This window comes from Geobacillus sp. FSL K6-0789 (genome assembly GCF_038593135.1).
GTDB classification, from domain to species: Bacteria; Bacillota; Bacilli; order Bacillales; family Anoxybacillaceae; genus Geobacillus; species Geobacillus stearothermophilus.
This window is the reverse complement of the sequence record NZ_CP151966.1, coordinates 611,168-638,116: the sequence shown is the minus strand read 5'-3', so window position 1 is coordinate 638,116 and position 26,949 is coordinate 611,168. Positions and strand designations below refer to the sequence as shown.

Here is a 26,949-nt window from a genome sequence, read left to right as displayed (position 1 = left end):
GGCAATAGCCGCCGTCAAGCGGTCGTAAACTGCTCCTCTTCCGTCGATCCTTTCAAGGCGACGGTGGATGCTTGACCGCCGGAGATGACTTGGGCGACTTCATCAAAATAGCCGGTGCCGACTTCGCGTTGATGGCGCGTTGCAGTGTAGCCATATTTTTCAGCGGCAAATTCTGCTTGCTGCAGTTCGGCGTATGCAGCCATGCCGCGTTCTTTGTAGCCGCGCGCCAGTTCAAACATGCTGTAGTTGAGCGCGTGGAATCCAGCCAGAGTAACGAACTGGAACTTGTACCCCATTTTGCCGAGCTCTTGCTGGAATTTGGCGATCGTTTCATCGTCCAATTTTTTCTTCCAGTTGAACGACGGTGAGCAGTTATAGGCCAGCAGCTTGCCCCGCCCCGGCATCAGCCACGATCGGAACAAAGTAGTCGATGTCTCCACTACCTTCCAAATATTGAATTTGATCAGCGCGCTGCAACGCCTGATTAATGCGTTTGACGACGTGCGGAACACTGTTGGACGGATACAAGCTTTGGTCCGGATACATTTGCCCGGCGAGGTTGGCGTCGGCTGCCACCTGCCATCCACTTAAATAAATGGCTTTCAACCCGGCTTTCACTTGTTGCACGGCCTGATTCCCCGTCAACACACCAAGCGCGTGGACATAGTCTTCGGTATGGAGCAGTTTCCATAGTTTTTCTGCGCCGCGCCGAGCGAGCGTATGCTCAATATCGATCGAGCCGCGCAGTTTAATGACATCTTCGGCGCTGTACGGGCGGACGATCCCTTTCCAGCGCTCTTCATTTTTCCAGCTTTCCTCTAATTGTCGGACACGTTCAGCAAATGACGCCATTTTTCCTTCCCCCATCTCTTTGTTATAATACATCATTTTTATTTACGGTTTTATTATATAACAAAAAAATGCAAGCTTTTTTGAATTAGGAAAATAGACACAAACTGTTCGTAAACAACACCGTTTTCCTATCCTTACTTTTGGTATGATCATGAATAGAGGAGTGATGGGAATGAGAAAGTGGTATACGATAGCAGCGTGCCTCGTACTGTTCGGAATCGGCGCCGGCATCTTTTACTTTACCGTTTATAAGCCATCTACCGCGCGCCTTCCCCATGATGTCACAATGGAAACTGCCTGGGGGCGTCCGTATGCGTTCGGCGACTTGCCGCCGAAAGTGCGGCTCGTTGAGTTTATTTATACAAACTGTCCAGATATTTGTCCGAATACGACAATGCAAATGGCGAAACTGCGCGACCGGCTGGAAAGCGCCGGTGTATTTGGGCGGGATGTCGAATTTATCACCATCACGATTGATCCGGCCCGCGACACGAAAGAAAAGCTGCAAACATATGCCCGCACGTTTGGCGTAACCGGCGACGGGCAAGGCTGGGTATTTTTGCGCGGCAGCGAGGACGAAACAAAAAAAACAGCCGACGCCTTCGATTTTCAATACCGAGACCCGGGCAACGGGATGATTGTGCATACAGCGCTCGCGTACTTGCTTGACCGCGATGGCCGCGTCATTGAGCAGGTCGGGATGGGGACTTCGCGGTTTCACGTCGATGACGTATATGAAACCATTATGAATGAGTTGCCGTAATATCGCCGCAACAAACAGGTGTCCCGATCACTCGGGACACCTGTTTGTGCTGGATGATGTGTGTTCCAGGGAAATCCAGCGCCTTTTGCCCCCTTGCCAAAGACAGCATCATTCAAACGACGAGCGAATACAGACTGAGGACCGCAACCGCGGCAAGAACGACGACCATGACATTGGCCCCGAACCAAGCCGCGATGACAGCCGCCGCAAAACCAATGGCTCCGAACACAACATCATCTTGGATGAAAAAAACGTCAGGAATAATGAGCGCCCCAAGCACTGCATACGGCACGTTTTTCAGCACCCCTTGCCAAAACGGCGGCAGCTGGATGCGGCCGAGCAGCACAAACGGCAGCAGGCGGGGCAAGTACGTCACGACTCCCATGCCGATGATCATCCAGACGATCGTGCTATTCATCGCCGTTTCCTCCTTCTTTCGCCAGCCATTGAACGATGACAGCCGACAGCAACGTAGCCAACACGATCGACCATCCTTTCGACAAGTGAAGAACAAACGTGCCGATAGAATTAAAATAAACGTCGTCAACACGATTTCCAACGCCCCGGTGCCGGCGGCAATCAAACTGAGGGCAATATATTGCGAAGCGCCAGCAAAGACAACAAGGCTCATCAGCACCGTTTCGCCAAGCATCAGCCCGGTCGTCTTGGCGAGTAGTCCAAAAGCGAGCGCAATCGGCGTATAGCCAATGGCGATCGCCACCCCCGCTTGCACTCCTTGGCGAAACGGCGCCATCTTGCTAGCTTCCCATGTCGTTTCCACTGATCATCCCCCCGTCTTGCTAGATTAATAGCTCCATTATGCAAAAAAGAACGATGTTTCGTAACCCGAAAATCCATCACAGTTTTTTTTTCCTCTATGATATAATCAAATTGATTGACGATCGATTTGTCACAAGAAAAGGAGTGCACGTCCATGACCGTAAAAGCATATGTTTTGACCGAACGCGGCCTCCTTCGTTCCGAACAAGTTGCCTATCCGATGGAAGAACGCGGCTTGCAGTTTGGCGACGGCGTCTACGAAGTCGTTCGTCTATACAGCGGCACGTACATCTGGCTCCATGAACATCTAGACCGCCTATACCGCTCGGCGGCGGCCATTCGCCTCGCCGTTCCGTTCAGCCATGAAGAGTTGGCTGAGCGGCTCGAGCAGCTGCGCCGCATGAACGATGTGCGAGAAGATGCCATTTTGTATTTGCAAGTGACGCGAGGGAGCTTCCCGCGCAGCCATGCATTTCCGGCCGAAAACCGGCCGAATTTGTACGCCTACATTCAGCCGATGGCGCGAAAAACGGAGGAAATGGCGCGCGGCGTGCGCGCGATTTTGACCAAAGACGTCCGCTGGGAGTACTGCTGCATTAAAAGCTTGAACTTGCTGCCGAACGTACTTGCAAAACAAGAAGCCGTCGAGCGCGGAGCGTTTGAAGCGATTCTCCACCGCGACGGCGTCGTGACCGAGGGAAGTTCATCGAACATTTTCCTTGTCAAACACAAAACCGTCTATACTCACCCAGCGACGGAGCGGATTTTAAACGGCATCGTCCGCACCAAAGTGAAGGAATTTTGCGCTGAACTTGGCATTCCGTTCATCGAAAAGGCGTTTTCCGTCAGCAGTCTCGCCGAAGCCGATGAATTGTTTTTGACGAGCACCACCTCGGCGATCACTCCGATCGTCCAAGTAGAAGAAACATTGATCGGAAACGGCGAACCGGGGGACGTGACGAAAGCGCTGCAAGCCGCCTATCAAAAGGCGACCAAGCCGCTTCCAACCGCTTGACCCGTTCCATTGCACCGAAAATGAGGCGCCCGCAACGTTGGGGCACCTCGTTTCGTTTTATGAACCGAGTACAGCGCGGTCGCTCGCAAACCGGCTGCCGCGGATGCGCTGAAACTCTTCCAACAGCCGCTCGACTGTCAATTTTTCTTTTTCCTCTCCCGCGGCCGTGAAAATAATTTGCCCGCCATCCATCATGATGAGCCGGTTGCCAAGGCGAATCGCCTGCTCCATATTGTGCGTGACCATCAGCGTCGTCAACTGATGCTGTCTGACAATTTCCTTCGTCAATTCGGTGACAAGCTCGGCCCGCGCCGGGTCGAGGGCGGCGGTATGTTCATCAAGCAAAAGCACATCCGGCTTTGTGAATGTGGCCATCAACAGTGAAAGCGCCTGCCGCTCCCCGCCGGAGAGAAGGCCGACTTTAGCGGCGAGCCGGTCTTCGAGCCCTAAATGGAGCGTTTGCAGCGTTTCCCGAAACCACTTTCGCTTTTCTCTTGTTACACCAAGACGCAGCGTGCGCCGTCTTGTTCGGTTGTAAGCGAGCGCCAAATTTTCCTCGATCGTCATATGGGGGGCGGTGCCGGCCATCGGATCTTGAAACACGCGGCCGATGTAGCGGGCGCGGGCATGTTCTTTGAGCGCCGTGACGTTGCGGCCGTTGATCCACACTTCACCCGTATCAGGGGACAGCCGGCCGGAAATGATATTCATCAACGTCGACTTTCCGGCGCCGTTGCTGCCGATGACCGTGACAAAATCGCCGGGGGCCAGCGTTAAATCAATCCCCCGCAAGGCGACTTTTTCATCAGCAGTTCCTTCGTTAAATACTTTTGTAATTCGTTTTAGCTCCAGCAACCGTCTCTCCCCTCTCAAGCTGTGCTGCTTTCCGTTTTTTCCTCTGTACAAACGCCAGCACCGCCTCGCCGTAATCCGGATCCGGCACGCCGATCACAGCGGCTTCGACGACGCCTGGATGACTGTACAGCACTTCCTCGACCTCACGCGGATATACATTGTAGCCGCCGACGATGATCATCTCTTTTTTCCGGTCGACGATGTAGAAATAGCCCTCCTCATCCATCGCGCCAAATCGCCGGTGTGCAGCCAGCCATCGCGCAAGGCAGCCGCCGTTTCTTCCGGCATTTTGTAGTACCCTTTCATGACGTTCGGGCCGCGCACAACAAGTTCACCGACTTCGCCGGCAGCCAACACTTCTGCAAACGATTTTATTTCATCGGACAGCGAAATCCCTTTTTCCTTTCCTTGCGGCGTTTCACAAACGATGGCCTGCTTCAGCAAAGGCAGGCGCTGCTTCGCCCCGGCAAAGAGCGGAGCGAGCAAATCGAGCCCGATTACCGCTTTGACGTCGCCATTAAGCAAAATATACCCAATTTCTTCCGGCGTATAAATCGGATTGATCGGGATGACGGTCGCTCCGAGCCGCAGCGCCCCGTACAGGCCGATGACAAATTGCGGCAAATTGCCAAGCAATAAGGCGATGTGATCCCCCCGGCGAATGCCAAGCTGCGCCAATCCGTCGGCAAACCGAGACACCGCGGCGTCCAATTGTTGATACGTGCATCGTTCCCCCATAAACACGTACGCTTCTTTGTCCGGTAGTTGTTTAGCGATTTGCGCCAACCGCGTCGTTAAGTTCATCCAATCTCCCCCTTAAAAATGAATGAATGACCATTCATTTTTCAAGTAAAAAAATTCGAACTATAATTTATTATAAAAAAATAACGGCGAAGGACGAGCAAAAGCGCTTCCCTCGCCGTTTTTTTCGCTGCTTTTCGCTACTGTGCCCACACTAAGCCGGTGCGGGCGAGGCGAATAACGCCGCGGAACGTCCGCTCCGCTTCTTCAACGAGCTGTTCGTGCCTGCCAATGTGCGGCAAGTGCGTCAACCATAGTTCACCAACGCCCGCCCCCTCGGCGATGGCCGCCGCTTCCTCGCTCGTCATATGGCCGGCCGGCGCCGCGTTTTGTCCAGCGTAAAAATTGCACTCGCAAATGAGCAAGTCAGCTCCTTTTGCAAACGGTGTAAATTCCGGCATGTAGCTCGAATCAGCCGTGTACACGACCGTGTTGCCGCCGGCAGTGATGCGCATCGCATAACACGGAACCGGATGGACTGTTTTCAAAAATGAAAGCGAAAACGGACCGACCGCAAGCACCTTGGCCGGATCATAAGGAATCCCTTCCGTAATGCCGCTATGCGTCAGGCGGGCGAAGGCCGCCTCATCTTCTTGGTGGCCGTAAATCGGCAGCACCGGCAAATCCGCCCCTACATTTTTATGAATGAGGCGCGCATATTGGAGCGGGCCGATATCGGCGATATGATCATAGTGATAGTGGGAGACGACAACCGCATCCAAGTTTTCTACAGCCGTGTAGTTTTGCAGCTTGGCGAGCGCCCCGCTTCCGCAGTCGACAAGCATGCGAAACCCGTCATGCTCAAACAAATAAGCGGATGTCGCTTCATTGGCGGCGGGAAACCCTCCCCAATAGCCGATGACTGTCACTTTCATTCCCTTTCCTCTCCTTCCACCCATTTTGTCTTCATCATACACGACGGCTGCCTTTTTTTCATCTTTGTTGATGTTGTTTTAAAACACCTATTGACATTTTTATCTGTGTTATAATACAATGAAATCACCAAGACAACGGAGGGGATCACAATGTTGATGAAAGTGTTAGAATTTTTCAAAAACATAGCACCGAAAAAGTGCTCGCAATGCGGCAAAACGATCGACGAGCAGCACGAGTGCTACGGCAACACATGCTCTGACTGCCTTGGCACCGCTTACCGCCACTAGGTGAGCGGACGCTGCCCTTGCGTCACGATGCCGGCTGCCCCGCCGGCAATAGGCTGTTCCCCGATGCAACCTGCCTTTTTTGCTTTAATGCCCCCCGTGTGGGGGCGTTTTTTTTTACACAAAAAACATCCATGAGTAAGCTTTTACTCGCCACCCAAGCATGAAAATAACCGCTCATGGATTCATTATTTTCACGGAAAAAAACGTATAAATCGTTCCCTTGCCGACATTGGCGAGCTTGGCGATTTGTTCCATCGTCGTCGCCTTGTAGCCGAATGCCGCAAACGATTGAGTTGCCGCCTCGATAATTTGCCGTTTACGGTCGCTTGCCATTGGCCTCATCCTTTAATTTGACTAAATGAACGATTCAGTCAATTCGTATCCATTATACTATGCGGCCGTTTTCCCGTAAAGCCCTTAAAAACGCCGCTCAGCTTCCCGAAACGGCGGCACCCCTTGTTCTAGGGAACAGCGCGGCCGGACAACGGAATACACGGGCCGCCTAACGGTACAAGGCGGCCCGCTAATGGGCGCGGCTGTACATCCCGACCGGCTGGTGTTATTCCGTTTGGCGCAAGTAGTCAAGCACATCACCGACCGCCTTCTCTCCTTGGTCGATGCAATCCGGCAGCCCGAGCCCTTCATACGAGCTACCGGCCAAAAACACTCCCGGCAACTCAGCCGCCATCTGTTGCTTAATTTTCGCCAGCCGCTCGCGATGCCCGACTGTATATTGCGGCATCGCCCGCTTCCACCGGGAGATGACGGCAAACTCCGGCCGGCCGTCAATTTTCATCACTTTACTTAAATCATCCAACACAACGCGGACAATCTCGTCATCCGGTTGATCGACGATCTCCTCATCGCCCGGGCGTCCGACATAGCCGCGCAGCAGCGCTTTGCCGGGCGGAGCCGTGTACGGCCATTTTTTGTGCGTCCACGTGCACGCCGTCAGCGTGTAATCGCTGCGGCGCGAGACAACAAACCCAGTGCCGTCAATATCTTGACGGATCGCTTCCTCTGGAAAAGCAAGCGCGACCGTTGCCACCGACGTCAGCGGCACGGACCGAAACGGGGCAAAAAACGGATAATCAGCGAACATATCCGGCACGACATGGTGCGGCACCGCAACAATGACGCTGTCCGCCTCCCACGTTTCACCATTGCTGAACCGCAGCTGATACGCTGAACCGACGCGGATGATCCGCTCGACGCGCGCCCCTTTGACGACGCTGCCTGGCTCAAGCCGCTTTTCCAACTCTTCGACGAGCGACTGCAAGCCGGTTTTTAACGTCTGAAATGCCCCTTTTCGCTCCTTCTGTTCCTTTGGCGTCGTCCGTTTCGCACCGCGAACGAGGCTGCCGTATTTTTGTTCCAGCTGAAAAAACTGCGGGAACGTTGCCATTAAGCTCATTTCGTCGATGTCGCCGGCGTAAATGCCAGACAGCAGCGGTTCGATCAAATTGTCCACCACTTCATCGCCTAAACGGCGGCGAAAAAAGCGGCCAAGCGGCATATCACCGGCTGTTTTCACCGGCGGCAGCACGAAGTCGAGCGCCGCCCTCAGCTTGCCGGCCGGCGAAAACAACCCGGTCGCCACAAACGGGGCGATGCGCGTCGGGATGCCCATCACCGCTCCGCCTGGAATCGGGTGCAGCTTGCCATTGACCAAAATGTACGACTTTCCGTTCGCATTATGAACGATTTCCCGTTCGAGCCCGACTTCTTTCACAAGGCGGAATGCGCTCGTTTTCCGCGCCAAAAACGAGTCCGGCCCCCGTTCAATGACAAAACCGTCACGAACGACCGTCTGCACTTTTCCGCCGAGCCGGTGCGTCGCCTCGACAAGTTTACACGTCACTGGCAGTTGCTGTTCTTTAGCCGCTTTTTGCAAGTAGTAGGCGGCCGCGAGACCCGTAATGCCGCCGCCGATAATCACAACCGTCCGTTTTCCTTCACTCATGCTTACCGCCTTCTTTTGCGAGCCGCTTTAACACGACCGTCGCCAATGCATCAATAAACAGCGGATCGGTATTCGGCATCTCCGGCCGGTAATAGCGGGCGCCAATTTCTTCGGTTACTTGCTTGCATTCAATATCGTTGTCATACAACACTTCCAAATGGTCGGCGACAAAACCGACCGGCGCATAAACGAACGACGTATAGCCGTGCTCTTCATGGAGCTGGCGCGTCAAATCTTGCACGTCCGGGCCAAGCCATGGCTCCGGCGTGCTGCCGGCGCTTTGCCAGCCGACGGCGTAATGCGAGACGCCGGCTTGTTTGGCAATACGTTCGGCTGTGTCTTGGAGCTGTTCTGGATATGGGTCGCCCGCTTGAATGATTTTTTCCGGCAAACTATGGGCCGAGACGATCAACACCGCCCGTTCCCGCTCTTGTTCCGGCATGGCATCAAAAATGGCTCTCACTCGTTCGGACCAATATTGCAAAAACTTCGGCTCGTCATACCACTGGTCAATCGTATAAATAACCGGGCCGCCAAGCTTTTCCGCCGCCGCTTTCGCCCGCTCGTTGTACGAGCGGATGCTGAATGTGGAATAATGAGGGGCTAGGACGATCCCAACCGTTTCTTTGATGCCGTCATCATGCATGCGCTCGACGGCATCCTCAATGAACGGCTCAATATGTTTGAGCCCTAAATACATGCGAAACTCGACTTCATCTTGCACTTCGTTCAGCCGCTCCTCGAGCCGTTTCGCCTGCTCTTCCGTAATTTTCGCAAGCGGCGACAGGCCGCCGATCGCCCGGTAGCGCGCTTTTAAATCCTCGATTTGTTCTTGCGGCGGCTTCCTCCCGTGGCGGATATGCGTATAATACCGTTCAATATCGTCTTCCTTGTACGGCGTGCCGTACGCCATCACAAGCAGTCCGACAATGTTCTTCATTGTGTTGCACCTCGTTTACTTTGCTGAAGTATACTCATGGATAAAAGCCGTCAGCCGCTTCAAAGTCGCCGGCTGCACATCAGGGAAAATGCCATGTCCCAGGTTAAAAATATAGCCCGGCTGCTCCATCCCCTCGTCCAAAATGCGTTTCACCCGCTCTTCGATCACATTCCATGGAGCGAGCAACACCGCCGGATCCAAGTTGCCTTGGATGGCTTTCACAATGCCTTGGCGGCGCGCCTCCCGAATTGACAGCCGCCAATCAAGGCCGATGACATCAAGCGGCAAATCGTTCCACTCGCGCACCAAATGGCCCGCCCCGACGCCAAACATAATGAGCGGCACGCCTTCCTCGCGCAAAGCGGCAAAAATGCGCGCCATCGCCGGCTTAATAAACGCCCGGTAATCGTCCGCATTCACCGCTCCGACCCAAGAATCAAAAATCTGCACCGCGCTCGCCCCGGCCTGAATTTGCGACCGCACGTAGCGGATCGTCATCTCGGCGAGTTTGTCCATTAAGGCAAACCATGCCTTCGGTTCCGCATACATAAACGCTTTTGTTTTATGGTAATTTTTTGATGGTCCGCCTTCAATCATGTAGCTCGCCAACGTAAACGGCGCACCAGCAAACCCGATGAGCGGCACGTCAAGCTGCTCGTTGACAAGCAACCGGATCGTCTCCAGCACGTATGGCACATCATGTTCCGGATCGATCTCCCCGAGCCGTTCGACGTCTTGAAGCGAGCGAATCGGATTGGCGATCACCGGCCCGATGCCGCCCTGAATCTCAACATCAACGCCAATCGCCGGCAGCGGCGTCATAATGTCTTTATATAAAATCGCGGCATCAACGCCGTATTGTTCGACCGGAAGCCTCGTGACATAGGCGCACAGCTCCGGTTCATGCGTAATCTCAAACAGCGAGTATTTTTCTTTCAGCGCCCGGTACTCCGGCTGCGACCGGCCGGCTTGCCGCATGTACCAGACCGGCACATAATCCGTTTTCTCGCCGCGGCAGGCGCGCAAAAATGTATCGTTGATCCGTCTTGTCATCTCCATCCGCCTTTCTTTTCCCCAATCGAGCTGTCCGTTTCCGATTTTTTGCTTATCTATTTTTCACTATACAGGTTTCCCCGCTCTATGTATAGAGAAGGAAACAAACTGTCAAAAAATCGACCGATTTTCAGCCTATGACCATTATACCAAAAAAGCTGCCCTGGCCGCACAGGACAGCTTTTTTCGTCAGATCAGAAACATGGCGACAACGGTTGTGACCGCCAGACCGACCGCTACCGGAATCAAGTTGCGCCGCGCCAACTCAAACGGATCGACGCCGCAAATGGCCGCGGCCGGGATGAGCGCCCACGGAACAAGCGTGCCGCCGCCGACCCAAATGGCAGCGATCTGGCCGAGCGCCGTTAACGTGGCCGCCCCGCCGCCAATGGCGACCGTAAACAAATGGGCGACCGAACCAGCGAGCGAGATGCCGGAAAACCCGGAGCCGTCAAGACCGGTAATCGCCCCGACAATCGTGAGCGTCACTGCCCCGATTTCGTTGTTCAGCGGCACTGCATGAGCCAAGGCGACCCCTAAATCGTTGACAATGCCCTGTGACGCCTGCGGCAAGTAGTCGCCGATAATTTTTACAAATCCGGCATCGCCAAGATAGAAAAAGGCGGCAATCGGAATGACAGGACCGAACACTTTAAATCCGAACTGAAATCCTTCAATAAAGTAATTGGTCACTTCAGCAAAGCTCTCTTGCCGGTGGGCTAAAACGGAAATGAGGATCAAAATAAAAATCGCGGTTCCGCCGACTAAGGCTGTCGCCTCGCCGCCTTGCAAGCGCAAATAAAACATCGCGATGACGTCAAGGGCAAACAACACCGGAATCAACAGCGCCAGCCATTTTTTCGCCGTCTCGGCGAGCAGTCCTTCCGTTTTTTCGAGCGCCGAATCCGTGGCAGCAGCGATTTCTGCATCGCCGACCGCCAAACGTCCTTGCTTCATGTCGCGGCGCAGCAAATAAAACGCGGTGACGGTCGTGACCGCCCCCATGACAAACACGAGCGGCACACTAGCGGCGATGACGTCGCCAACCGGCAGGCCGGCTGCATCGGCGGTCAGTTTCGGCGCCCCTTGAATGATGAAATCGCCAGAAAGCGCGATGCCATGCCCAAACAAGTTCATCGCCATCGCCGCTCCTAACGCCGGCAAGCCCACCCGGACCGCTGCCGGCAACAGCACCGCCCCCATTAAGGCAACGGCTGGAGACGGCCAGAAAAACCAGGAGATGACCATCATCAAAATCCCGATCGTCCAATACGCCCAAGCCGGCGTGCGGATCAAGCGGACAAACGGCGATACCATGACATCATTGATGCCGGTCGCCGACAACACTTTGCTCATCGACACAATGATTGAGATGACCAAAATCGGCGGCAGCAATTCGGTAATGGCGTAAATAAAACTGTTAAACACCCCGCTGACTGCCGCGCTCAGTGAATGGGTAGCGACCGCCGCCAACAAAAAGATCCCAGCAATGCAAACGAGCGATGTATCTTTGCGGGCAACCATAAACCCAATGATGAGCATGATAAACAGCAAGTAAATCCAGTGCAGCGCCACAAGCTCTACACCCATACACAATCCCCTTTCCCCAACTTCCAGCCCGGCCCGCCGGACATGCGCCTGGGCTGGTGTACTACAGCATATGAAGCGGGAAAGAAGGTGTGAAACAAAAAAGAAGCGCTGCGCTGGGAGAGCATCAAGCAGAAACAGCACGTTAAGGGCTTTCCGTCGCCCCTTTCAAAAAAGAAAGACGCCGGCCTTGGCTCGAAAAGCGCTAATAGCCGGCGTTGGCCCTCCGGCGCGGGCGTCCATAGCGCCCGGCCGCCCAGATCCCCCACGCGTTTCCGCCCACCCAAGTGGCAAGCCAAAGAAAACGGGGGGAGACAGCAGCCAATACAAGGTGAAACAACGTATTTTGCGCGATGAGCAAGATGGCGAACAGCCGCATGGCAGCGGCGGGCGATTCCGTCCGCGGCAGCGGGTACAGCCGCGTCCATAGCGAATAACGGTGGCGATGAGGAAGCGCCGCCAATTGAACAGCGGTCGCATACAACACCAAAAGCACCGTGGCCGCCCTCATGTATTCATGGTCGGCCGCCGCGAGCACGACGCATCCGATGGCGGTTAGCCGCACATACAGCCCTGCGTACTCGCCGGCGCGCAAAAACGTGCGTACATACAAATGGAAAAAGACGTGCCGCGGCCCGTACGGAATAAAGGCCAGCAACGGGTCGAGCCAACGCCGCCGCTTCGCCGTCTCCCGCCATTCCGGAACGTCCGTGAACAAGTTGGCCACCCGGTAAAACAATCGGGCTGCGCGCTGCTCTTCGGCGATGAGCCGCTCCCACTTCCATGTTTCCCCTTCTGTCCACCGCCATAAGCAGACGGAAAGAGCGGCCATCAACGCAGCGACCGTTCCGAAAAACGGCCACGGCGCCGCCGCCAACCAAAAGTACACGACAAGCGCCGATGCGCCCAAGCGGACAAGCGCGCTCCAACGATGAAACGACGGTTCAGCGATGTAATTCCCCTTCCAACTCGCCCATAAATTCCATAGTTTTAAACAGACGATGCCGAGCAAAAAGAGCGGCCACGGCACCGGCGAAAACCGGACATGGAGCGGTCCGGCCGCCAAAAGAAGCAAACATAGGCCGTAGGAGTGCCACACTGCAGAGAAAACAAACGCCCGGCGAATATATGGACGCAGCCGGCGCTCGGCCGGCAGCAAAAACACCATATCCGCTTCACGAAACAAGGTGCGCACCGAGCCTGACGCCGCCGCCCAACCAAACACCGCCGCAGCGATGGCTGGGTACGGAAATGAGGGGGGGAGCTGTTCGATCGAGCGTTTATACACGACCGCCGCCCAGCCCAACACGATGAACAGGCCGACAAGCAAATGGTCATTGAACATGTAACGCAAGTACCGGAGCCTTCGCCTCTCCTCCGCTCGAAAGCGCTCCTGCCAAAGCTTGCCGGCGTCCATCATGGCGCATCATCCTTTGTTAATTCAATGTACACCTCATCAAGCGTCGCATGTTTCAACCCGGACTGGCGGCGGATGTCATCAAGTGTTCCTTTCGCTTTCACGCGCCCTTGGTGCAAAATGACAAACGAGTCGCAATACCGCTCGGCCGTTGCTAAAATATGGGTTGATAACAAAATGCCGGCTCCCTTCGCCTTTTGTTCATTCATCCGCTCGAGCAGCGCATGAATCGCAAGCGGATCAAGGCCAAGAAACGGCTCGTCGATCATATAAAGAGGCGGTTCAAGCAAAAAGGCGCAAACGATCATCACTTTTTGTTTCATCCCTTTGGAAAAATGGGCCGGAAACGAAGAAAGACGCCGCTCGAGGCGGAACTCGCGAAGCAAGGGAGGAAGGCGGCGTTCGTATTCCGCCTCGCTCAACCCGTACGCCATCGCCGCTAGACGCAAGTGTTCTTCCAATGTCAGTTCTTCATACAACACCGGCGTTTCCGGAATAAAGGCAAACTGCTTCCGGTACGCCTCCGGCTCGGCCGCGAGCGTATAGCCGTTGATCGAAACCGTCCCGCGGCGCGGCTCCATCAAACCGATAATATGTTTGATTGTCGTGCTTTTCCCGGCCCCGTTCAAGCCAATCAAGGCCACTATTTCGCCGCGCTCAACCGAAAATGTCACATCCTCAAGCACGTTTTGCGCTGTATACCCTCCGGATATATGATCCACTTGCAAAAGCGCCATCGTCCGCTAACCCCTTCCACCGCGAAATGGCTTTTGCCCCCATTGTACCAAAGAGAAGCGGTTTTTACCAAAAAAGTTTGTTGCCCCTCCCTGCATAAACACTGCCTCTGCGGGCATGATAAATAGCGAAGAGGGGATGGGGATTCACCAAGCAAAGGCTGATGAACGATCCATCTGAAATGGGGTGTTCGTCAAAGACACCGTTGTGAGCCGCAAGACGTTGTAAACCGTTCATGAACAAGGGCCATCTGTCTGTTGCTGAGAAGCAACGAACCTGTCCAAAGGGGATGGTCGCGTTGAACAAAGGAAGCGCTCACGCCTAAACGACTTTGTCGCAAATGGGGTGTTCATCAAACGCACATTTGATTGAATCATCCTCTCCCCTTTTCACCAGCCGGGATGTAACCGCATGCGGGATTACATCCCGGTTTTTTTATGGTAAAATGAAGAAAACGAAAGGAAAGGGTGACCGTTCCTATGAGTGATTGCATTTTTTGCAAAATCGTCAACGGTGAGTTGCCGGCGGCGAAAGTGTACGAAGACGAGCATGTGCTTGCCTTTTTGGACATCAGCCAAGTAACGAAAGGGCATACGCTTGTCATCCCAAAAGTACATACAGAAAACGTTTTTACGCTTACGCCGGAGGCAGCCGGCCGTCTGTTTCGCGCCGTGCCGGTAATCGCCAACGCGCTGAATAAAGCGTTTTCCCCCGTCGGGCTCAACTTATTGAACAACAATGGCGAGCAAGCGGGGCAGACGGTGTTCCATTACCATCTTCACCTCATTCCACGCTACGGCAAAGGGGATGGGTTTGGCGCGGTCTGGAAGTCGCATGCAAGCGACTATACGCCTGCTGACCTGCAGGCGATCGCGGCCGCCATTCGCGAGCAGCTCGGCTGATCTCCCGTTGTTGAACAGCAGAAAGGTCAAGCCCACAAATAAAAAAACGGAAGCAGGGATGTTCTGCTTCCGTTTTTTTACTGTTTTCCTTGCTGCTCGATCACATCTTGCAAATCTTTGTCTTTGATCTCAACACCGGCATCTTTCACCAATTTGTCCACTTTTGACTGCATCGTCGCAGGATCAAGCTTGTTCCGTTTGACTTCAAACGCAATTTCGTCTTTCATTTCGTTGAACGACTTTTTCTTTTCTTTGTCCGTCACTTTAATGATATGGTAGCCGTAATCCGTTTTCACCGGATCGCTCACTTCGCCGACTTTCAGCTTATAGGCGGCTTCTTCAAACTCCTTGACCATTTTCCCTGGGCCAAACCAGCCTAAATCGCCGCCGTTGGACGCCGAGCCTGGATCTTGGGAGTATTCTTTGGCCAACTTGGCGAAATCCTCGCCTTTATCAAGCTTCGCCTTTACTTCTTTTGCTGTTTTTTCATCTTTGACCAAAATATGGCTGGCACGAATTTTCGGCTTGTAGTTGTCATAATACTCCTTCAGCTCTTTCTCCGTCACTTTTATGTCTTCAACGGCCGCTTTCGTCCGCAGCAAATCGAGCTTGACCATTTCGCGGATCACTTTTTCTCCGTTCTGCTGCACGGCCAAATCATATTGCGTTCCATACGCTTCCTTGATTCGTTCGATTTCGCGGTCGATCTCTTCATCGGTTACCTTGTATTTTTTGCTCAACACTTTTTCGTCAATCAAATCACGAAGGACGGATTTGCCGACGCGCTCTTTCATCTCATTATAAAATTCATCTTTCGTAATATTGCCGTTTTTCGTTTCCACAATCGCTTCCAAACCGTCGTTGCTGCAGGCCGACAAAGCCATGAACGAAACGACGGCAGTGGCCATCATCCATTTTTTCATTCGCTTCACAACTCCTACATCTTTTTTCGATTGAATGTTCCCACGATTTCAAGCGGCGCAGATCGAATGGCGCCCAAGCGCGCCCAAGAAACAACATGCTCGCCTCTTCAGCCACGACAATAACTATACCATATTTTCAATGAAAAAAAAACCTCTTTCCGCTTTAGTCATCCGCCCATAACATGCACGCTTGTCATACATATGATGAGGATGAAGCGCTCGACAGGCTTCTTCTTACGAAAGGGGGTGTTACGATGAGCGCACCTTATTCCGGAGGCTTTGCGTTGATTGTTGTGCTGTTTATTTTGCTAATCATTGTCGGCTGCGCCTGCGTCATCTACTAAACAAAAGAGGGTGTCCCCCGAAACCGGGAGCACCCTCTTGCTTCCTCTTTCCCGATCGGCCGCACCGGCTCCTCGTTATGTAAACAACACTTCAAAATAAGAAGAAATCAATAAAATCGTAATCAGTACGTTGATCGTCCGGAAAACCGCCGGCTGCTGCTCCTCCGGGATGTCTCGCTGCGCACAAAACGAGTGAGTGAGCTGATTCAGAAAAAATAAAACCGCCACTGCCAGAGGGATAAAGTAAAGCGCCAAAACTCTTCCCCTCCTTCTCATCTTCACCAAACACCGTCCATGGCTTTAACTTTACCTCGTCCGCCGCCGGAAATCAATCTTTTTTCTCTCGAAAAATACGGTGAAGCGATTTTCCCTATTGGTGAATGCGCACAAATCCGGTAAAATATACGTAAACACGGTTGCACTTTATGCCAGCCAAAGGAGCACGGTGTATGGAGTCGTTGGAAAAGCGAGTGGCCAAGCTCGAATTTCACCAGTCATTGTTGCTGGAAATGGTCGATGAAACAAAAAAACCGTTTTACTCCCTTGTGATCCGCGCTGATTTGACCAAAGAAGAAGTCGACGCATTCCTATCGTTTTGCCAAGAGCTCGCCGAGCAATATGAGCGGCAAAAAGCGGAAGGGTTGACGATTTTCACCCCTCTGCTCGTGCAGTTTGCCGGGATGCTCCATCCGAACCTTCCGCTCGAACAAACGGTTGACGCCATGTTGGCCCAACAACTGTTTGTGCCGCTGATGACCGAGCTGAAAATGCTCATTCAAACCGTCAATTAGCCTGGCTGGCCAGCTCTTTCTCCTGCTCTGTCGCTTTCGCCGTCCGCCTGACGAGCTTGCCGTCTTGCTCGACAAAGTCTTCCTTAATGTTCTCAAACGCCCGCTCAAAAATTTCCATAAAATCATCGCCATAAATATTGCGGACTATGCACATCATTTCTAAAATTTCCGGAAACTTTCCGTACAACTCGCGCAACGGCAACACCCCATTAAAAACGGCATTTTTCGTCGGGTCATACGTCTCCATCAGCTTCATCAACACTTCTTCGCCTTTTTCGGTCAACTCAATGTACGTATTGCGCTTGTCGTCTTGCCTTTTGGAAAATGAAAGAAACCCTTTTTCTTCCAGTTTTTTCGAAAAGTTAAAAGCTGTCGAAACGTGCATCACACCAAATTTGGAAATTTATGAGATCGATACTCCTTTAAAATGGTAAGCAATCCATAAAATATGATGCTCATTAATGTTCAAATCGAATGGCTTGATCCATTGCTGCCAGTCTTTTTCAATCGATTTCCATAGCGCCTTGCTCAGCTGGGCGATCCGTTGGCTAAATAGCATTGCCTCTTTAACGGAATAATGCTGTTCTGTCCCCTTCATCGTTCCACCCACTCTTTCCCTCACCGTATTTTTTATTTCCTATTATATCAATAAAACAAAAAAGAATAAAGACAAAAATATTTATTTTTATGATTTTTTTTGCATATTCATAGTAATAAGCCTAAGGAGACTGCCGCATACAGGAGGGAAAACGCAATGATGTATATACAATGGATGCTTACCGCAATCGGATTCGTATTTTTCTGTCTTTTTATAAACACTTTCTTTTCTTTATGGAAAGCGCGGGCGTACCCGCCAAAGGCGCTGCTCAAAGAGCAAGCTTTGCGCTATATTGGAATAGCATCGCTTTGTCTGTTTGCCGCCTGGCTTCTCAGCTACGCTTAGCGTTTGTTTGAATTTTCAAATAAATAAAGGCAGGGAAGGAGCTGCAAACCAGCATCGTTCCGCCTGTTTGATAGCAAAAAACCCGACCAGTCATGATCGGGTTTTTGCCGTTTACACGTGTGCTGTGACGTTCATCCGCCGGAAGATGGACGCCGCAATCGGATAGATAATGGCCATGGCCACCGCATTTAACGCCGCGGTTGGCAGCACAATCGTGACAAACAGCGCAGAAAAGGTCGTTCCACCCGGCAACCCAACAATAAGGAGCGCCGCGGTTAAAAACACCGACCCGGAAATGACGGTGCCGACAGCCGCCAGCACCGCCGCCCCGGCCACTGTCTGGCTGTACTTTTTCACCGCAAAGATCAGGGCAAAGACGACGAAGGCCGTGATGATTTTGTCGATCATATTCGGAAGCTGCCCGCCCGGAAATGTCGTTGTCATGGCGGAAATCAACCCGGTGGCGACGCCGACAAGACCGGCTGCCTTGACGTTTGGAAACAGCAAAATCGCCAACACCATCATCGCCAGCATCATATCCGGCTTCATTCCGAAAAACAACCCCGGAATGGCGGCGTGCAACACGGCTCCGATTCCGACTAACAGCGCCATCAATACTAATGTTCTGGCATTCATGCTCATCTCTCCTCATCTATTCTCATCTATTCTCATGCTCGAGAATTTTCTATTATTATATCACTTTGCAATACAAAAGTGAAGAAGAAAGTTTCAGGCAAAGCGGCGGCGAAAATCGTTCATAAACGATGCGAGCGCTTCGCACGCCTCAAGCGGCACCGCATTGTAAATCGACGCCCGGCAGCCGCCGACCGATCGGTGCCCGCCGAGCCCGACAAACCCGCGTTCTTTCGCCTCGGCGAGGAATGTTTTCGTCAGCTCCTCATTTGGAAGCGTAAAGGTGACGTTCATGAGCGAACGGCTCCCCTTTTCGGCGTGCGGTTTGTAAAAGCCGCCGCTTTCATCAATCGCCTCATACAGCATGGCCGCCTTTTGCTGGTTGCGCTCTTCCATCGCCGCCACACCGCCTTGCTCTTCGACCCATTCGAGCACGAGCGACAGCATGTAAATCGCAAACGTCGGCGGCGTGTTGTACAGCGAATTGCTCTTCTGGTGCGTTCGGTAATCAAGCATCGTCGGCAGCCCGTCCGGAATGCGCTCCAGCAAATCGTTGCGGAGAATGACAACCGTGACTCCTGACGGGCCGAGATTTTTCTGCGCCCCGGCGTAAATGAGGGCAAATTGACTGACATCGAACGGACGGCTTAAAATATCGCTCGACATATCCGCGACCAGGTCAACCGGCGTGTCCGGAAATTCCTTCCATTGAGTACCGAAGATCGTGTTGTTGGACGTAATATGGACATAGGCGGCGTTTTTCGGCCATTTCACATCATCGAGCGGCGGAATATACGTGTAGTTCGCTTCTTTGCTCGACGCGACAACCGTTGTCAAACCGATTTTTTGCGCTTCTTTCAGCGCTTTCTCCGACCACGCCCCGGTCAGCACATAACAGCCGATTTTCCCTTCCGTGAGGAGGTTCATCGGTACCATCGAAAACTGCAAGCTCGCCCCGCCTTGCAAAAATAAAACGTCATACCCGTCCGGCACATTTAGAAGTCGCTTGAGCCGCTCTTTCGCCGCATTGTGCACCGCCTCGTATTCCTTGCTTCGGTGGCTTAATTCCATCACCGACATGCCGGTGTTTTGAAAATTAAGCAGCTCTTTTTGCGCCCGCTCAAGCACCGGAAGCGGAAGCGCGGACGGGCCAGCGTTGAAGTTGTACGCGCGTTTCATTGTTATCCCTCACTTTGCCTCCTGGTAGTCCGTTGATATTACTATCCTAACACGATTCAAAAAAAAAAAGAAAGAGAATTTTTTGAAAAAATCGTTTTCAAAAATCAAAAAAAGAAAGCCCTTGGCTATTGCAAGGACTTCGCTTGCTTCCGCCGCTCCCGTTCTTGACGGATGCGCTCCATATAAATTTCGCCTTCTTTTTCTATAAACGCCTCGTCGATTTCCCGCTCGCGCGCCGCTGTTTTTACAGTCATGTAGCCGCTGAAAATAATGCCGGCCACGACCAAATAAATCCACCATGGCAAACTGAACATCGCCATCCCCTCCTTGTACGCTTGTCTTACTACACTATACGCGTGAACGGCCAGCTGTATGCATGAAGAAAGAGGCGGGGACACCGCCTCTTTCCTCGGGACAACGCTTATGCTTCGTTTCGCTTCTTCTTTGTTTTCTTCTTCGTTTTCTTCCACTGTCGGCGCAGTTCGCTCAACGTTTCTTTCGCCTGTTCGTGCTGGGATGTCGGGACGATTTCAATGATCGGTTCGATCATGATCCATCCCTCCCTTGATCCGCCCCCCTACTCTTTACTACCCGCATTTTTTGGCTTTGAAACAGATAAAAACACCGGCTTGTAAAACGAGCGATTGTCAAGGGCAAAGACGCGTTCGGTGAATTCACCTGGTTTTACTTTCTCAAGCGCACGGTCGATCATCGTAATTTTCGCATCCAAATTGTCAATGTAATGAAGCACCTCGGCTTCTTTGACAAGCGGCGGCTTCGGGCTGCCCCATTCCGCCTTGCCATGATGCGCGAGCACAAGATGCTGCAAAATGACGACTTCCTCACCTTGAATGCCGAGCTGTTCCGCCGCCTTGCTGATCTCGCTCACCATGATCGAAATGTGTCCGAGCAAATTTCCTTCCAGCGTATACACCGTCGATACCGGACCAGATAATTCCATCACTTTGCCAAGGTCATGCAAAATGACGCCGGCATAAAGCAAATCTTTATTGAGCGACGGATAGAGATGGACGAGCGCCTTGGCGAGTTCAAGCATCGACACGACGTGGTACGCCAGTCCGGAGATGAATTCATGATGGTTTTTCGTCGCCGCTGGGTACTCAAAAAACGCCTTTTCGTATTTTTTCAACAAATAGCGGGTAATGCGCTGGATGTTTGGATTTTCCATCGCAAATATGTATTCCATGACTTTCGCCTTCATTTCCTCGCGCCCGAGCGGAGCCGTCTCCAAAAAGTCATCGATGCGCACCGCATCGCCCGGATGAGCAGGACGGATCGAACGGATGCGCAACTGCAATTTGCCACGGTAGTTATGGATGTCTCCCGCCACTTTGACGATGCACTCCGGCACATACCGCTCTTCATCATCTGGCGAGACATCCCACAGTTTCGCTTCAATGTCGCCGCTTTTATCTTGCAAAATCAACGTTAAGAACGGCTTGCCATTGCTGGCGATGCCTTTCGTTGCGGATTTGATGAGCAAAAAGAGATCAACTTGTTCCCCAACCTCATAATGGATGATGCCTTTCGCCACTTCGTTCTCCTCCGTTTCTCTGTACGTATTTTCTAGTATATCATAACGGGCAAAGGGCAAAAAGAAAGCCTTGCCGAAACGGCAAGGGAACATTAGCCCAAACGGCCCGTCCACTGTTTATTTTTTTGTCAGCTGGATGGCCTGTTTTATATCCTTGAAAATGTTCATTCGTCCATACATCAGCACGCCGCCTCGGTACACTTTGGCGCCAAAATAGATCAGCAAGGCAATCGTCGCCGCTAAAAGCACAAGGCAAAGCGCCACTTCCCACCCCGGCACGGAAACGAGGCCGATGCGCAAAAACATGAGCATCGGAGCGAAAAAGGGAACAAACGAGGCGCCGGTCACGAACGCCGACTCTGGCGCATTCAAGCCAAACATCGCGATCATAAAGGCAGCGACAACCAACATCATGACCGGCGTAATCGCCGGCTGTACATCTTCGACCCGGCTGACGAGCGAACCGAGCACGGCAAACAGCACCGCGTACAAGAGGTAACCGAGCAAGAAAAAAACGAGTGCATACACAAAGATCGAGGCCGGCAGGTGATCCAATCCGAGGAAACGCCACACTTCCTGTCCGCTCGTTTTTAACGCGGCGAAAGCGACGGCGAAAAAAACGAAAAATTGCGTCAAGCTCACAAGAGCAACGCCGATGATTTTGCCAAACAGCTGTTGGACCGGCGGGACGCTTGACACTAAAATTTCCATCACGCGCGACGATTTTTCCGTCGCCACCTCCGTCGCAATCATTCCTCCATACATCAAAACAAACATATACATCGCGAACAGAAGGACATAAACGAGAGAGCGCGCTTGGTTCAACTCCTCTTCCGTCTTCGCGTTTTTTTCCAATGCCACCTTTTGGAACGGAACCGGTTTGGAAAGCTCTGCCATTTGTTCATCCGTCAGGCCGAGCTTAGCGGCTGAAAGTGCTGTTTTCAGCTGGCTTAGCGCTCGTTCCAACTCCTCAGGCGTCTGATTGTCCACAATCGTATTGGCATAATACACCGCTGCCGGCAATCCTTTCGCATCCATCGACAAGACGAGCAATCCGTCCCATTTGCCTTCTTTGACCGCTTCTTTCGCTTCGTTTTCCATATCCGTAATTTTCGTCAACGCGATTTGATTATGGTTTGCCTGCTTCGCAAGCGGACCGTACAAAGATCCCGTGCGGTCAATGACCGCGACATGAGGCTTTTCATCACCGGTGAAAAACTCAATGATCGGCTGAATGTTGGCCACCCCGATGATCAACAGGCAAGTGATGGCAGTGGTCACCAAAAATGCTTTCGCCTTCAGCTTCGTCTGATACGTATGTACCGCCACAAGGAAAAACTTATTCATACGCCGCACCTACTTTTTCAATAAAGATATCATTCAGAGACGGTTCCTCCAAGGCAAACAGACGAACCGCGAATTTTCCTGCTATATGACCGAGTATCGCTTGCGCCGTCTCCTCATTGGCGATTTGCAGCCGCACCCCTTCCGCCGTCCGCTTCCACTGCAAAACACCAGGAAACCGCGCCAATTGTTCAAACGGTCCGTCTCCTTGAATGATAAGAATTTGCTTGCCAAACGAACGTTTCAGTTCACGCAGCGCTCCCGCCACCACCGCGCGGCCGCGGCGCAAAATGCAGACATGTTCGCACAGCTCTTCGACATGCTCCATCCGATGGCTTGAGAAGACGATGGTTGTGCCGTTCCGTTTTAAATCAAGCACCGCTTCTTTCAACAGTTCCACGTTCACCGGATCAAGGCCGCTGAATGGCTCATCCAAGATTAATAGCTTCGGTCGATGAAGCACAGCAGCGATAAACTGGATTTTTTGCTGGTTGCCTTTCGACAGCTCCTCCACCCGCTTGTTGGCGTAATCGCGGATATGGAAGCGCTCAAGCCAGCGGTCGATTTCCGGAAGAAGATCCGTCTTTTTCATTCCGCGCAACCGCCCTAAATACAGAAGCTGCTCTTGCACGTTCAGCTTCGGGTACAACCCGCGCTCTTCCGGCAAATAGCCGATCAGATGGCTTTTCGAGTCATCAATCGGTTCGCCTTGCCAACGGATCACCCCTTCCGTCGGGAGCAGAAGGCCTAAAATCATGCGAAAGGTCGTCGTTTTTCCCGCTCCATTCGCCCCAAGCAGCCCGAACATCTCCCCTTCTGGAACCGTCAACGTCAAATGGTCGACGGCCGTCGTCTGGCCAAACCGTTTCGTCACCTCAATGATCTCCAAACTCATCCACATTCCCCCAACACAAAACAAATTTTCCACTCACACTATTAAAACGTGCCATCTAAAAAAAAGTTTCAGATAAAAGCAGGAATTTGCCGATCCAACCTCTAAACGAAAGAGAAATGAATGATGATTCAGAGAAAGGAGATGGTGACATGCCGACGTATACGTTGACCGCGTTTGAGCGCGACGGGGAAAAATTGCTTGATGAAACGTTTGAAGCCGCCAATGATGAAGAAGCGAAAAAAATCGGCGAGCAAAAATTGCGTGAGCGCGGCTGTTGGGACAAAACACACCGTTGCGTCAATGCCAGCGGCAAGCTCATTTTATTTCACCGCTAATCAAAATACCCCGGGGTTGTTCCCGGGGTGTTGTTATTTATCCAAATATTCCCTTTAATATATTGATTTTCTCTTCCGTATATTCGGCGAAATGTTCGTTGTACACTTTCGGCTCTTTTGGATTCGCCTGGCGGGTGATGTTCCGCGTTTTCGGATCGACGAATTTGCTTGACGCCCCGCAGCCAAGGCCGATGATCGACTGCTGTTCTTCCATGATCATAATGTTGTATAGGCTCTCGTGCCCCGGCAAGGCGTAGCCGACGTTTTCCAAGTTGCCGAGAATGTTTTTTTGTCGGTACAAGTAATATGGGACATAACCGTGCTCCTTTGTCCACTCCTGGGCCGCCTTCATCATCGCCTGCACTTCCTCGCGGCTGGCGACTTTGTACTTTTGTTTGTTTTTCGTCATTTCCGACGCCCGTTTAAATGACAGCGTGTGGATGGTGAGCGATTCCGGCATGAGCCGCTCCGTCTCGGCGAGCGTATGCGTAAATTCCGCCAGACCCTCGCCGGGCAGTCCGATGATTAAATCCATATTAATGTTGTTCATACCCATTTGCCTTGCTAAATGAAACTTGTTGATCGTCTCTTCGACCGTATGATGGCGCCCGATCGCTTTTAACGTCTCCTGAATGTAGGATTGCGGGTTAATGCTGATGCGGTCGATCCGCCACTTTTTCAACACTTCGAGCTTCTCCGGCGTAATCGTATCCGGACGCCCGGCTTCGACCGTGATTTCGCGGACGCGGTCGACGTCTGGAAATACGTCATACATATGAGCGTATAACCGGTCCATCTCGTCGGCCGTAATGCTCGTCGGCGTCCCGCCGCCGTAGTAGATCGTCGTAATGCGAATGCCGCGCTCGCGCAAAAAGCGGCCGACTGCTTCCATTTCGTAATGAAGGCCGGCCAAAAAGGCGTCGACCGACCCTTGGCGGCCGTTGATGGCGTACGCTGGAAATGTGCAATACGCGCATTTCGTCGGGCAAAACGGAATACCGATATAAATGCTCACTTCATGAGCCAAATCGTATAAATCCGGCACGACCGTGAGCTGGCGATCCACGATCGCCTGCATTAGTTCGATTTTCTCCTTAGTCACCAAGTACTCCTCGGCCAGCTTCCGATGCGCCTCTTCTTTCGAAAGGCCTGAGCGCAAAAGCTGATGAAGCAGCTTGACCGGGCGGACGCCGGTCAGCACGCCCCACGGCTGAATGAGGCCGGTAGAACGCTCAAGCAACGTCAAATAGACATGCAAAACGGCGTTTTTCAGCTGTTTTTCGTACGTTTTCCCGTCAGCATCCGCCGGCGTGCTGCATTCATGACTTACTTCCTCCACGCGCCCCGACGTCTTGTCAAGCAGCGTCCCCGAAACAGCGATGCCCCCGTCTTTCTTGACGGAAAACATAACGGCCATATCGGCCTCGGGAAGCGGCACGAGCAACAGCTCCGGCGCTTCGAAGAACAGCTCGGTCATCACCTCAAGCGGGCGCTGAAACCGTTCCGGATGCGGCAGTCCTTGAATTTCGATCCGCACGTTCATCACCTTTTCTTTCAAACTTCTTTCAGTGTACTGAACGGCTGTTTCCTTCGTCAAGCGGAAGAATGCACCTTTGCCGCCGACTTTATGGAAATGACTCTCTCCCGGCCAACTAGATTAAAAAAAAAAGCCGGACATTCGCTCCGGCCTCATTTTTATGATTTTCGTGAAAACGGCAAGCGCCAGTTGTCCGCTCACGGTTCGCTCCCCGCTCAAGCCTCTTACTGTTTCGTTTTGAGTTTTTGCAAAAACTCGATTCGCTGCTGCTTGCGGAAATGTTCTTTCACCATGTAGGCGACGCCGAGCTGTTCGTTCGAACGCGTCACCCAGTCGGCCGCCCGCTTCACCTCAAGCGGCGCGTTCCCCATGGCGACGCCGAGCCCAGCCGCTTCAATCGCCGGCAAATCGTCAAGGCCGTCGCCAATGACAACCGTTTCTTTCAACGACACGCCGATATGTTGAGCCAGCCGGCGCAACCCCGCTAGTTTAGACACTCCTTGCGGGACAATTTCCATTTTTCCGTTTGGCTGCATAATCATATCAATGGACGGAATCGATTTCGTCAATAAAGCGGCCGCTGCATCCCTCTGTTCGTCTGTAGCAAAATATACATCAATTTTCGGCACAGCGATCGGTTCGTCGATCAGCACATCGCCAAGTGAATCGACAAATTGAGTCGGATAGAAAAACGGGTCGCTTGAGGAGAGAACCGTTTGCACGACAAGGTTTTTCTTCACTTTCTTCCGATTGCCGAGCGAATACCGCTCATGCATGAGGCGGATGTTGCAGTTGAAATTTTCCAAAATTTGCACGATATTAAACGTCCGCTCCTCAGGGATCACGGCGTCAAACAGCCTATCATCAAGCGTTCTGGCAATCATCGCTCCTTGGAATGCAATGAGCATCCCATCAAGCCGCAGCGCTTTCGCCACTTTGCGGGCGGAAAGCAAATTGCGGCTCGTGATTAACGTAACATAAACTCCTTTTTTCTTCACATAGTCGACCGCCTCTTTTGTTTCGCGCGGCAGGCGGCCGTTGTTTTTTAAAATCGTTCCGTCAATGTTGAGTGCCAACAGCTTATACACGGCTGTCTCCCCCTTTTGTCCGTCTCAACCTCTCTTGCCGCCGCCAGCAAGCTGGGGGCGGCTTTGCATTCCTTATCATTTTTATGACTATGACGAAACGGGCAAAAAAAGAACACCCGACCGGGTGTTTTTCCTACCTTCCTTCCATAAATGAACGATGCAGCTCTTCAAGCGGCTTCATGGCGATTTGTTGCACTTCCGCGATCGTCATGCTCATTTGCTGCTCGAGCGCCATCAGACGGGCCAGTTTCTCATTTTGCTGGGCAAGCGCCATCGCCTTTTGCGCCTGTTCAATTTCATCCGGCAAAATAGCGGCTCCACGCATTTGTTTTTCGTGTAGCCGAAGCTGAATGTCACGGAAGTTAGCAAATAGCCGATAGGCGGTGTCGTCGTGTCGGACATGATCGTACGCCTGTTTCAGCTGCTGAAACGGCTCGCTCGCCCAGATCGCCTGTTCAAGCTGTCTTGCGAGCGCACGAAGAGATTCGGACATAAGAAGAAGCCTCCCACTTCAATATCGTTTACGTTCTAGCGTATGCGCCAGTCGGCGGTCATA

29 protein-coding genes and 5 pseudogenes are annotated in these 26,949 nt (G+C 52.5%); 8 read left to right on the top strand and 26 right to left on the bottom strand.

Annotation, left to right across the window (positions count from 1 at the left end; all coding sequences use genetic code 11):
- Positions 1 to 14 precede the first annotated feature (14 nt).
- Positions 15 to 852, bottom strand: a pseudogene (locus NSQ51_RS03370) (hypothetical protein).
- Positions 853 to 1,024: 172 nt separating this feature from the next.
- Here NSQ51_RS03370 and NSQ51_RS03365 point away from each other — a divergent pair.
- Positions 1,025 to 1,615, top strand: coding sequence for an SCO family protein (locus NSQ51_RS03365; protein WP_033013825.1), 591 nt, complete (start codon positions 1,025 to 1,027; stop codon positions 1,613 to 1,615).
- Positions 1,616 to 1,727: 112 nt separating this feature from the next.
- Here the strand turns inward: NSQ51_RS03365 and NSQ51_RS03360 are convergent, their stop codons facing one another.
- Entirely contained in the window at positions 1,728 to 2,033 is a 306-nt protein-coding gene (locus tag NSQ51_RS03360) for an AzlD domain-containing protein (protein WP_033011622.1), read from the bottom strand.
- 171 nt (positions 2,034 to 2,204) lie between these two features.
- Positions 2,205 to 2,369, bottom strand: a pseudogene (locus NSQ51_RS03355) (AzlC family ABC transporter permease); the annotation flags it as partial.
- 180 nt (positions 2,370 to 2,549) lie between these two features.
- On the opposite strand from NSQ51_RS03355, the gene dat reads away from it, so the two are divergent.
- Positions 2,550 to 3,410 carry a D-amino-acid transaminase gene (gene dat, locus NSQ51_RS03350; protein ID WP_049625044.1) on the top strand — a complete coding sequence of 287 codons (861 nt, stop codon included), beginning with the start codon at positions 2,550 to 2,552 and terminating at the stop codon, positions 3,408 to 3,410.
- Between the two features lie 57 nt (positions 3,411 to 3,467).
- Here the strand turns inward: dat and NSQ51_RS03345 are convergent, their stop codons facing one another.
- From NSQ51_RS03345 to NSQ51_RS03335, 3 genes and pseudogenes are all read right to left on the bottom strand, one after another.
- Positions 3,468 to 4,265: an ABC transporter ATP-binding protein gene (locus NSQ51_RS03345; protein ID WP_033013827.1), complete on the bottom strand. Its 798-nt coding sequence runs from the start codon at positions 4,263 to 4,265 to the stop codon at positions 3,468 to 3,470.
- 46 nt (positions 4,266 to 4,311) lie between these two features.
- Positions 4,312 to 5,069 (bottom strand): annotated as a pseudogene (locus NSQ51_RS03340) (AMP-binding protein); the annotation flags it as partial.
- A gap of 137 nt (positions 5,070 to 5,206) precedes the next feature.
- On the bottom strand, positions 5,207 to 5,941 hold the full coding sequence (locus tag NSQ51_RS03335; RefSeq protein WP_033013828.1) for an MBL fold metallo-hydrolase: 735 nt from the start codon (positions 5,939 to 5,941) through the stop codon (positions 5,207 to 5,209).
- A 150-nt stretch (positions 5,942 to 6,091) separates the two neighbouring features.
- On the opposite strand from NSQ51_RS03335, the gene yhfH reads away from it, so the two are divergent.
- Positions 6,092 to 6,229, top strand: a complete 138-nt coding sequence (yhfH, locus tag NSQ51_RS03330) for a protein YhfH (RefSeq protein ID WP_064502499.1) — start codon at positions 6,092 to 6,094, stop codon at positions 6,227 to 6,229.
- Positions 6,230 to 6,410: 181 nt separating this feature from the next.
- On the opposite strand, the pseudogene NSQ51_RS03325 reads toward yhfH, so the two are convergent.
- The 7 genes and pseudogenes from NSQ51_RS03325 to NSQ51_RS03295 all read right to left on the bottom strand — a co-directional run.
- Positions 6,411 to 6,562: pseudogene (locus NSQ51_RS03325) on the bottom strand (helix-turn-helix domain-containing protein); the annotation flags it as partial.
- Between the two features lie 226 nt (positions 6,563 to 6,788).
- The gene (hemY, locus tag NSQ51_RS03320) at positions 6,789 to 8,192 is read right to left on the bottom strand and encodes a protoporphyrinogen oxidase (protein WP_033013830.1); all 1,404 of its coding nucleotides are present in this window, start codon (positions 8,190 to 8,192) and stop codon (positions 6,789 to 6,791) included.
- Positions 8,185 to 9,132 (bottom strand): ferrochelatase, encoded by a 948-nt coding sequence (hemH, locus tag NSQ51_RS03315; RefSeq protein ID WP_049625039.1) that lies wholly within the window; start codon positions 9,130 to 9,132, stop codon positions 8,185 to 8,187. The genes hemY and hemH overlap by 8 nt, the downstream gene beginning before the upstream one ends.
- Positions 9,133 to 9,147: 15 nt before the next feature.
- Positions 9,148 to 10,185, bottom strand: coding sequence for a uroporphyrinogen decarboxylase (gene hemE / locus NSQ51_RS03310; protein ID WP_033013832.1), 1,038 nt, complete (start codon positions 10,183 to 10,185; stop codon positions 9,148 to 9,150).
- Between the two features lie 189 nt (positions 10,186 to 10,374).
- Positions 10,375 to 11,775: a hypothetical protein gene (locus NSQ51_RS03305; protein ID WP_055358339.1), complete on the bottom strand. Its 1,401-nt coding sequence runs from the start codon at positions 11,773 to 11,775 to the stop codon at positions 10,375 to 10,377.
- Between the two features lie 202 nt (positions 11,776 to 11,977).
- On the bottom strand, positions 11,978 to 13,192 hold the full coding sequence (locus NSQ51_RS03300) for an ABC transporter permease (protein ID WP_121649967.1): 1,215 nt from the start codon (positions 13,190 to 13,192) through the stop codon (positions 11,978 to 11,980).
- A complete protein-coding gene (locus NSQ51_RS03295; protein WP_033013835.1) occupies positions 13,189 to 13,926 on the bottom strand; it encodes an ABC transporter ATP-binding protein in 738 nt (245 codons plus the stop codon). The genes NSQ51_RS03300 and NSQ51_RS03295 overlap by 4 nt, the downstream gene beginning before the upstream one ends.
- Positions 13,927 to 14,403: 477 nt before the next feature.
- Between NSQ51_RS03295 and NSQ51_RS03290 the strand changes: the two genes are divergently transcribed.
- On the top strand, positions 14,404 to 14,826 hold the full coding sequence (locus NSQ51_RS03290; protein ID WP_033013836.1) for an HIT family protein: 423 nt from the start codon (positions 14,404 to 14,406) through the stop codon (positions 14,824 to 14,826).
- Between the two features lie 77 nt (positions 14,827 to 14,903).
- Here NSQ51_RS03290 and NSQ51_RS03285 read toward each other — a convergent pair whose 3' ends face one another.
- The gene (locus tag NSQ51_RS03285; RefSeq protein WP_049625036.1) at positions 14,904 to 15,749 is read right to left on the bottom strand and encodes a peptidylprolyl isomerase; all 846 of its coding nucleotides are present in this window, start codon (positions 15,747 to 15,749) and stop codon (positions 14,904 to 14,906) included.
- 254 nt (positions 15,750 to 16,003) lie between these two features.
- On the opposite strand from NSQ51_RS03285, the gene NSQ51_RS03280 reads away from it, so the two are divergent.
- Positions 16,004 to 16,093, top strand: a complete 90-nt coding sequence (locus NSQ51_RS03280; protein ID WP_021322511.1) for a YjcZ family sporulation protein — start codon at positions 16,004 to 16,006, stop codon at positions 16,091 to 16,093.
- 75 nt (positions 16,094 to 16,168) lie between these two features.
- Here the strand turns inward: NSQ51_RS03280 and NSQ51_RS03275 are convergent, their stop codons facing one another.
- Positions 16,169 to 16,348 carry a hypothetical protein gene (locus tag NSQ51_RS03275; RefSeq protein WP_033013838.1) on the bottom strand — a complete coding sequence of 60 codons (180 nt, stop codon included), beginning with the start codon at positions 16,346 to 16,348 and terminating at the stop codon, positions 16,169 to 16,171.
- Between the two features lie 194 nt (positions 16,349 to 16,542).
- Here NSQ51_RS03275 and NSQ51_RS03270 point away from each other — a divergent pair, with 194 nt between their 5' ends.
- Positions 16,543 to 16,884 carry a YhaI family protein gene (locus tag NSQ51_RS03270; protein ID WP_033013839.1) on the top strand — a complete coding sequence of 114 codons (342 nt, stop codon included), beginning with the start codon at positions 16,543 to 16,545 and terminating at the stop codon, positions 16,882 to 16,884.
- Here the strand turns inward: NSQ51_RS03270 and NSQ51_RS03265 are convergent.
- A pseudogene (locus tag NSQ51_RS03265) lies at positions 16,877 to 17,482 on the bottom strand (HTH-type transcriptional regulator Hpr). The gene NSQ51_RS03270 and the pseudogene NSQ51_RS03265 overlap by 8 nt on opposite strands.
- A gap of 156 nt (positions 17,483 to 17,638) precedes the next feature.
- On the opposite strand from NSQ51_RS03265, the gene NSQ51_RS03260 reads away from it, so the two are divergent.
- Positions 17,639 to 17,827, top strand: coding sequence for a hypothetical protein (locus NSQ51_RS03260; RefSeq protein ID WP_033013841.1), 189 nt, complete (start codon positions 17,639 to 17,641; stop codon positions 17,825 to 17,827).
- Positions 17,828 to 17,938: 111 nt separating this feature from the next.
- On the opposite strand, the gene NSQ51_RS03255 is transcribed toward NSQ51_RS03260, so the two are convergent.
- The 7 genes from NSQ51_RS03255 to NSQ51_RS03225 form a co-directional block, all read right to left on the bottom strand.
- Positions 17,939 to 18,463: a tryptophan transporter gene (locus NSQ51_RS03255; RefSeq protein WP_033013842.1), complete on the bottom strand. Its 525-nt coding sequence runs from the start codon at positions 18,461 to 18,463 to the stop codon at positions 17,939 to 17,941.
- 93 nt (positions 18,464 to 18,556) lie between these two features.
- Entirely contained in the window at positions 18,557 to 19,639 is a 1,083-nt protein-coding gene (serC, locus tag NSQ51_RS03250; RefSeq protein WP_033013843.1) for a 3-phosphoserine/phosphohydroxythreonine transaminase, read from the bottom strand.
- Positions 19,640 to 19,764: 125 nt separating this feature from the next.
- Positions 19,765 to 19,953, bottom strand: coding sequence for a sporulation YhaL family protein (locus NSQ51_RS03245; RefSeq protein ID WP_033011581.1), 189 nt, complete (start codon positions 19,951 to 19,953; stop codon positions 19,765 to 19,767).
- 107 nt (positions 19,954 to 20,060) lie between these two features.
- Entirely contained in the window at positions 20,061 to 20,189 is a 129-nt protein-coding gene (locus NSQ51_RS03240; RefSeq protein WP_033013844.1) for a hypothetical protein, read from the bottom strand.
- Positions 20,190 to 20,216: 27 nt separating this feature from the next.
- The gene (gene yhaM / locus NSQ51_RS03235) at positions 20,217 to 21,194 is read right to left on the bottom strand and encodes a 3'-5' exoribonuclease YhaM (protein ID WP_033013845.1); all 978 of its coding nucleotides are present in this window, start codon (positions 21,192 to 21,194) and stop codon (positions 20,217 to 20,219) included.
- Between the two features lie 117 nt (positions 21,195 to 21,311).
- Positions 21,312 to 22,541 carry an ABC transporter permease gene (locus NSQ51_RS03230; RefSeq protein WP_049624763.1) on the bottom strand — a complete coding sequence of 410 codons (1,230 nt, stop codon included), beginning with the start codon at positions 22,539 to 22,541 and terminating at the stop codon, positions 21,312 to 21,314.
- The gene (locus tag NSQ51_RS03225; RefSeq protein ID WP_033011573.1) at positions 22,534 to 23,433 is read right to left on the bottom strand and encodes an ABC transporter ATP-binding protein; all 900 of its coding nucleotides are present in this window, start codon (positions 23,431 to 23,433) and stop codon (positions 22,534 to 22,536) included. The genes NSQ51_RS03230 and NSQ51_RS03225 overlap by 8 nt, the downstream gene beginning before the upstream one ends.
- Before the next feature lie 149 nt (positions 23,434 to 23,582).
- Between NSQ51_RS03225 and NSQ51_RS03220 the strand changes: the two genes are divergently transcribed.
- The gene (locus NSQ51_RS03220) at positions 23,583 to 23,768 is read left to right on the top strand and encodes a YhzD family protein (RefSeq protein WP_015374028.1); all 186 of its coding nucleotides are present in this window, start codon (positions 23,583 to 23,585) and stop codon (positions 23,766 to 23,768) included.
- A gap of 37 nt (positions 23,769 to 23,805) precedes the next feature.
- On the opposite strand, the gene NSQ51_RS03215 is transcribed toward NSQ51_RS03220, so the two are convergent.
- The 3 genes from NSQ51_RS03215 to NSQ51_RS03205 all read right to left on the bottom strand — a co-directional run bounded on the left by NSQ51_RS03215 (position 23,806) and on the right by NSQ51_RS03205 (position 26,886).
- A complete protein-coding gene (locus tag NSQ51_RS03215) occupies positions 23,806 to 25,311 on the bottom strand; it encodes a coproporphyrinogen III oxidase (protein ID WP_049624772.1) in 1,506 nt (501 codons plus the stop codon).
- Positions 25,312 to 25,529: 218 nt separating this feature from the next.
- Positions 25,530 to 26,393 (bottom strand): Cof-type HAD-IIB family hydrolase, encoded by an 864-nt coding sequence (locus NSQ51_RS03210; RefSeq protein WP_049624764.1) that lies wholly within the window; start codon positions 26,391 to 26,393, stop codon positions 25,530 to 25,532.
- A 133-nt stretch (positions 26,394 to 26,526) separates the two neighbouring features.
- Positions 26,527 to 26,886 carry a YlbF family regulator gene (locus NSQ51_RS03205; protein WP_033013848.1) on the bottom strand — a complete coding sequence of 120 codons (360 nt, stop codon included), beginning with the start codon at positions 26,884 to 26,886 and terminating at the stop codon, positions 26,527 to 26,529.
- Positions 26,887 to 26,949: the final 63 nt, after the last annotated feature.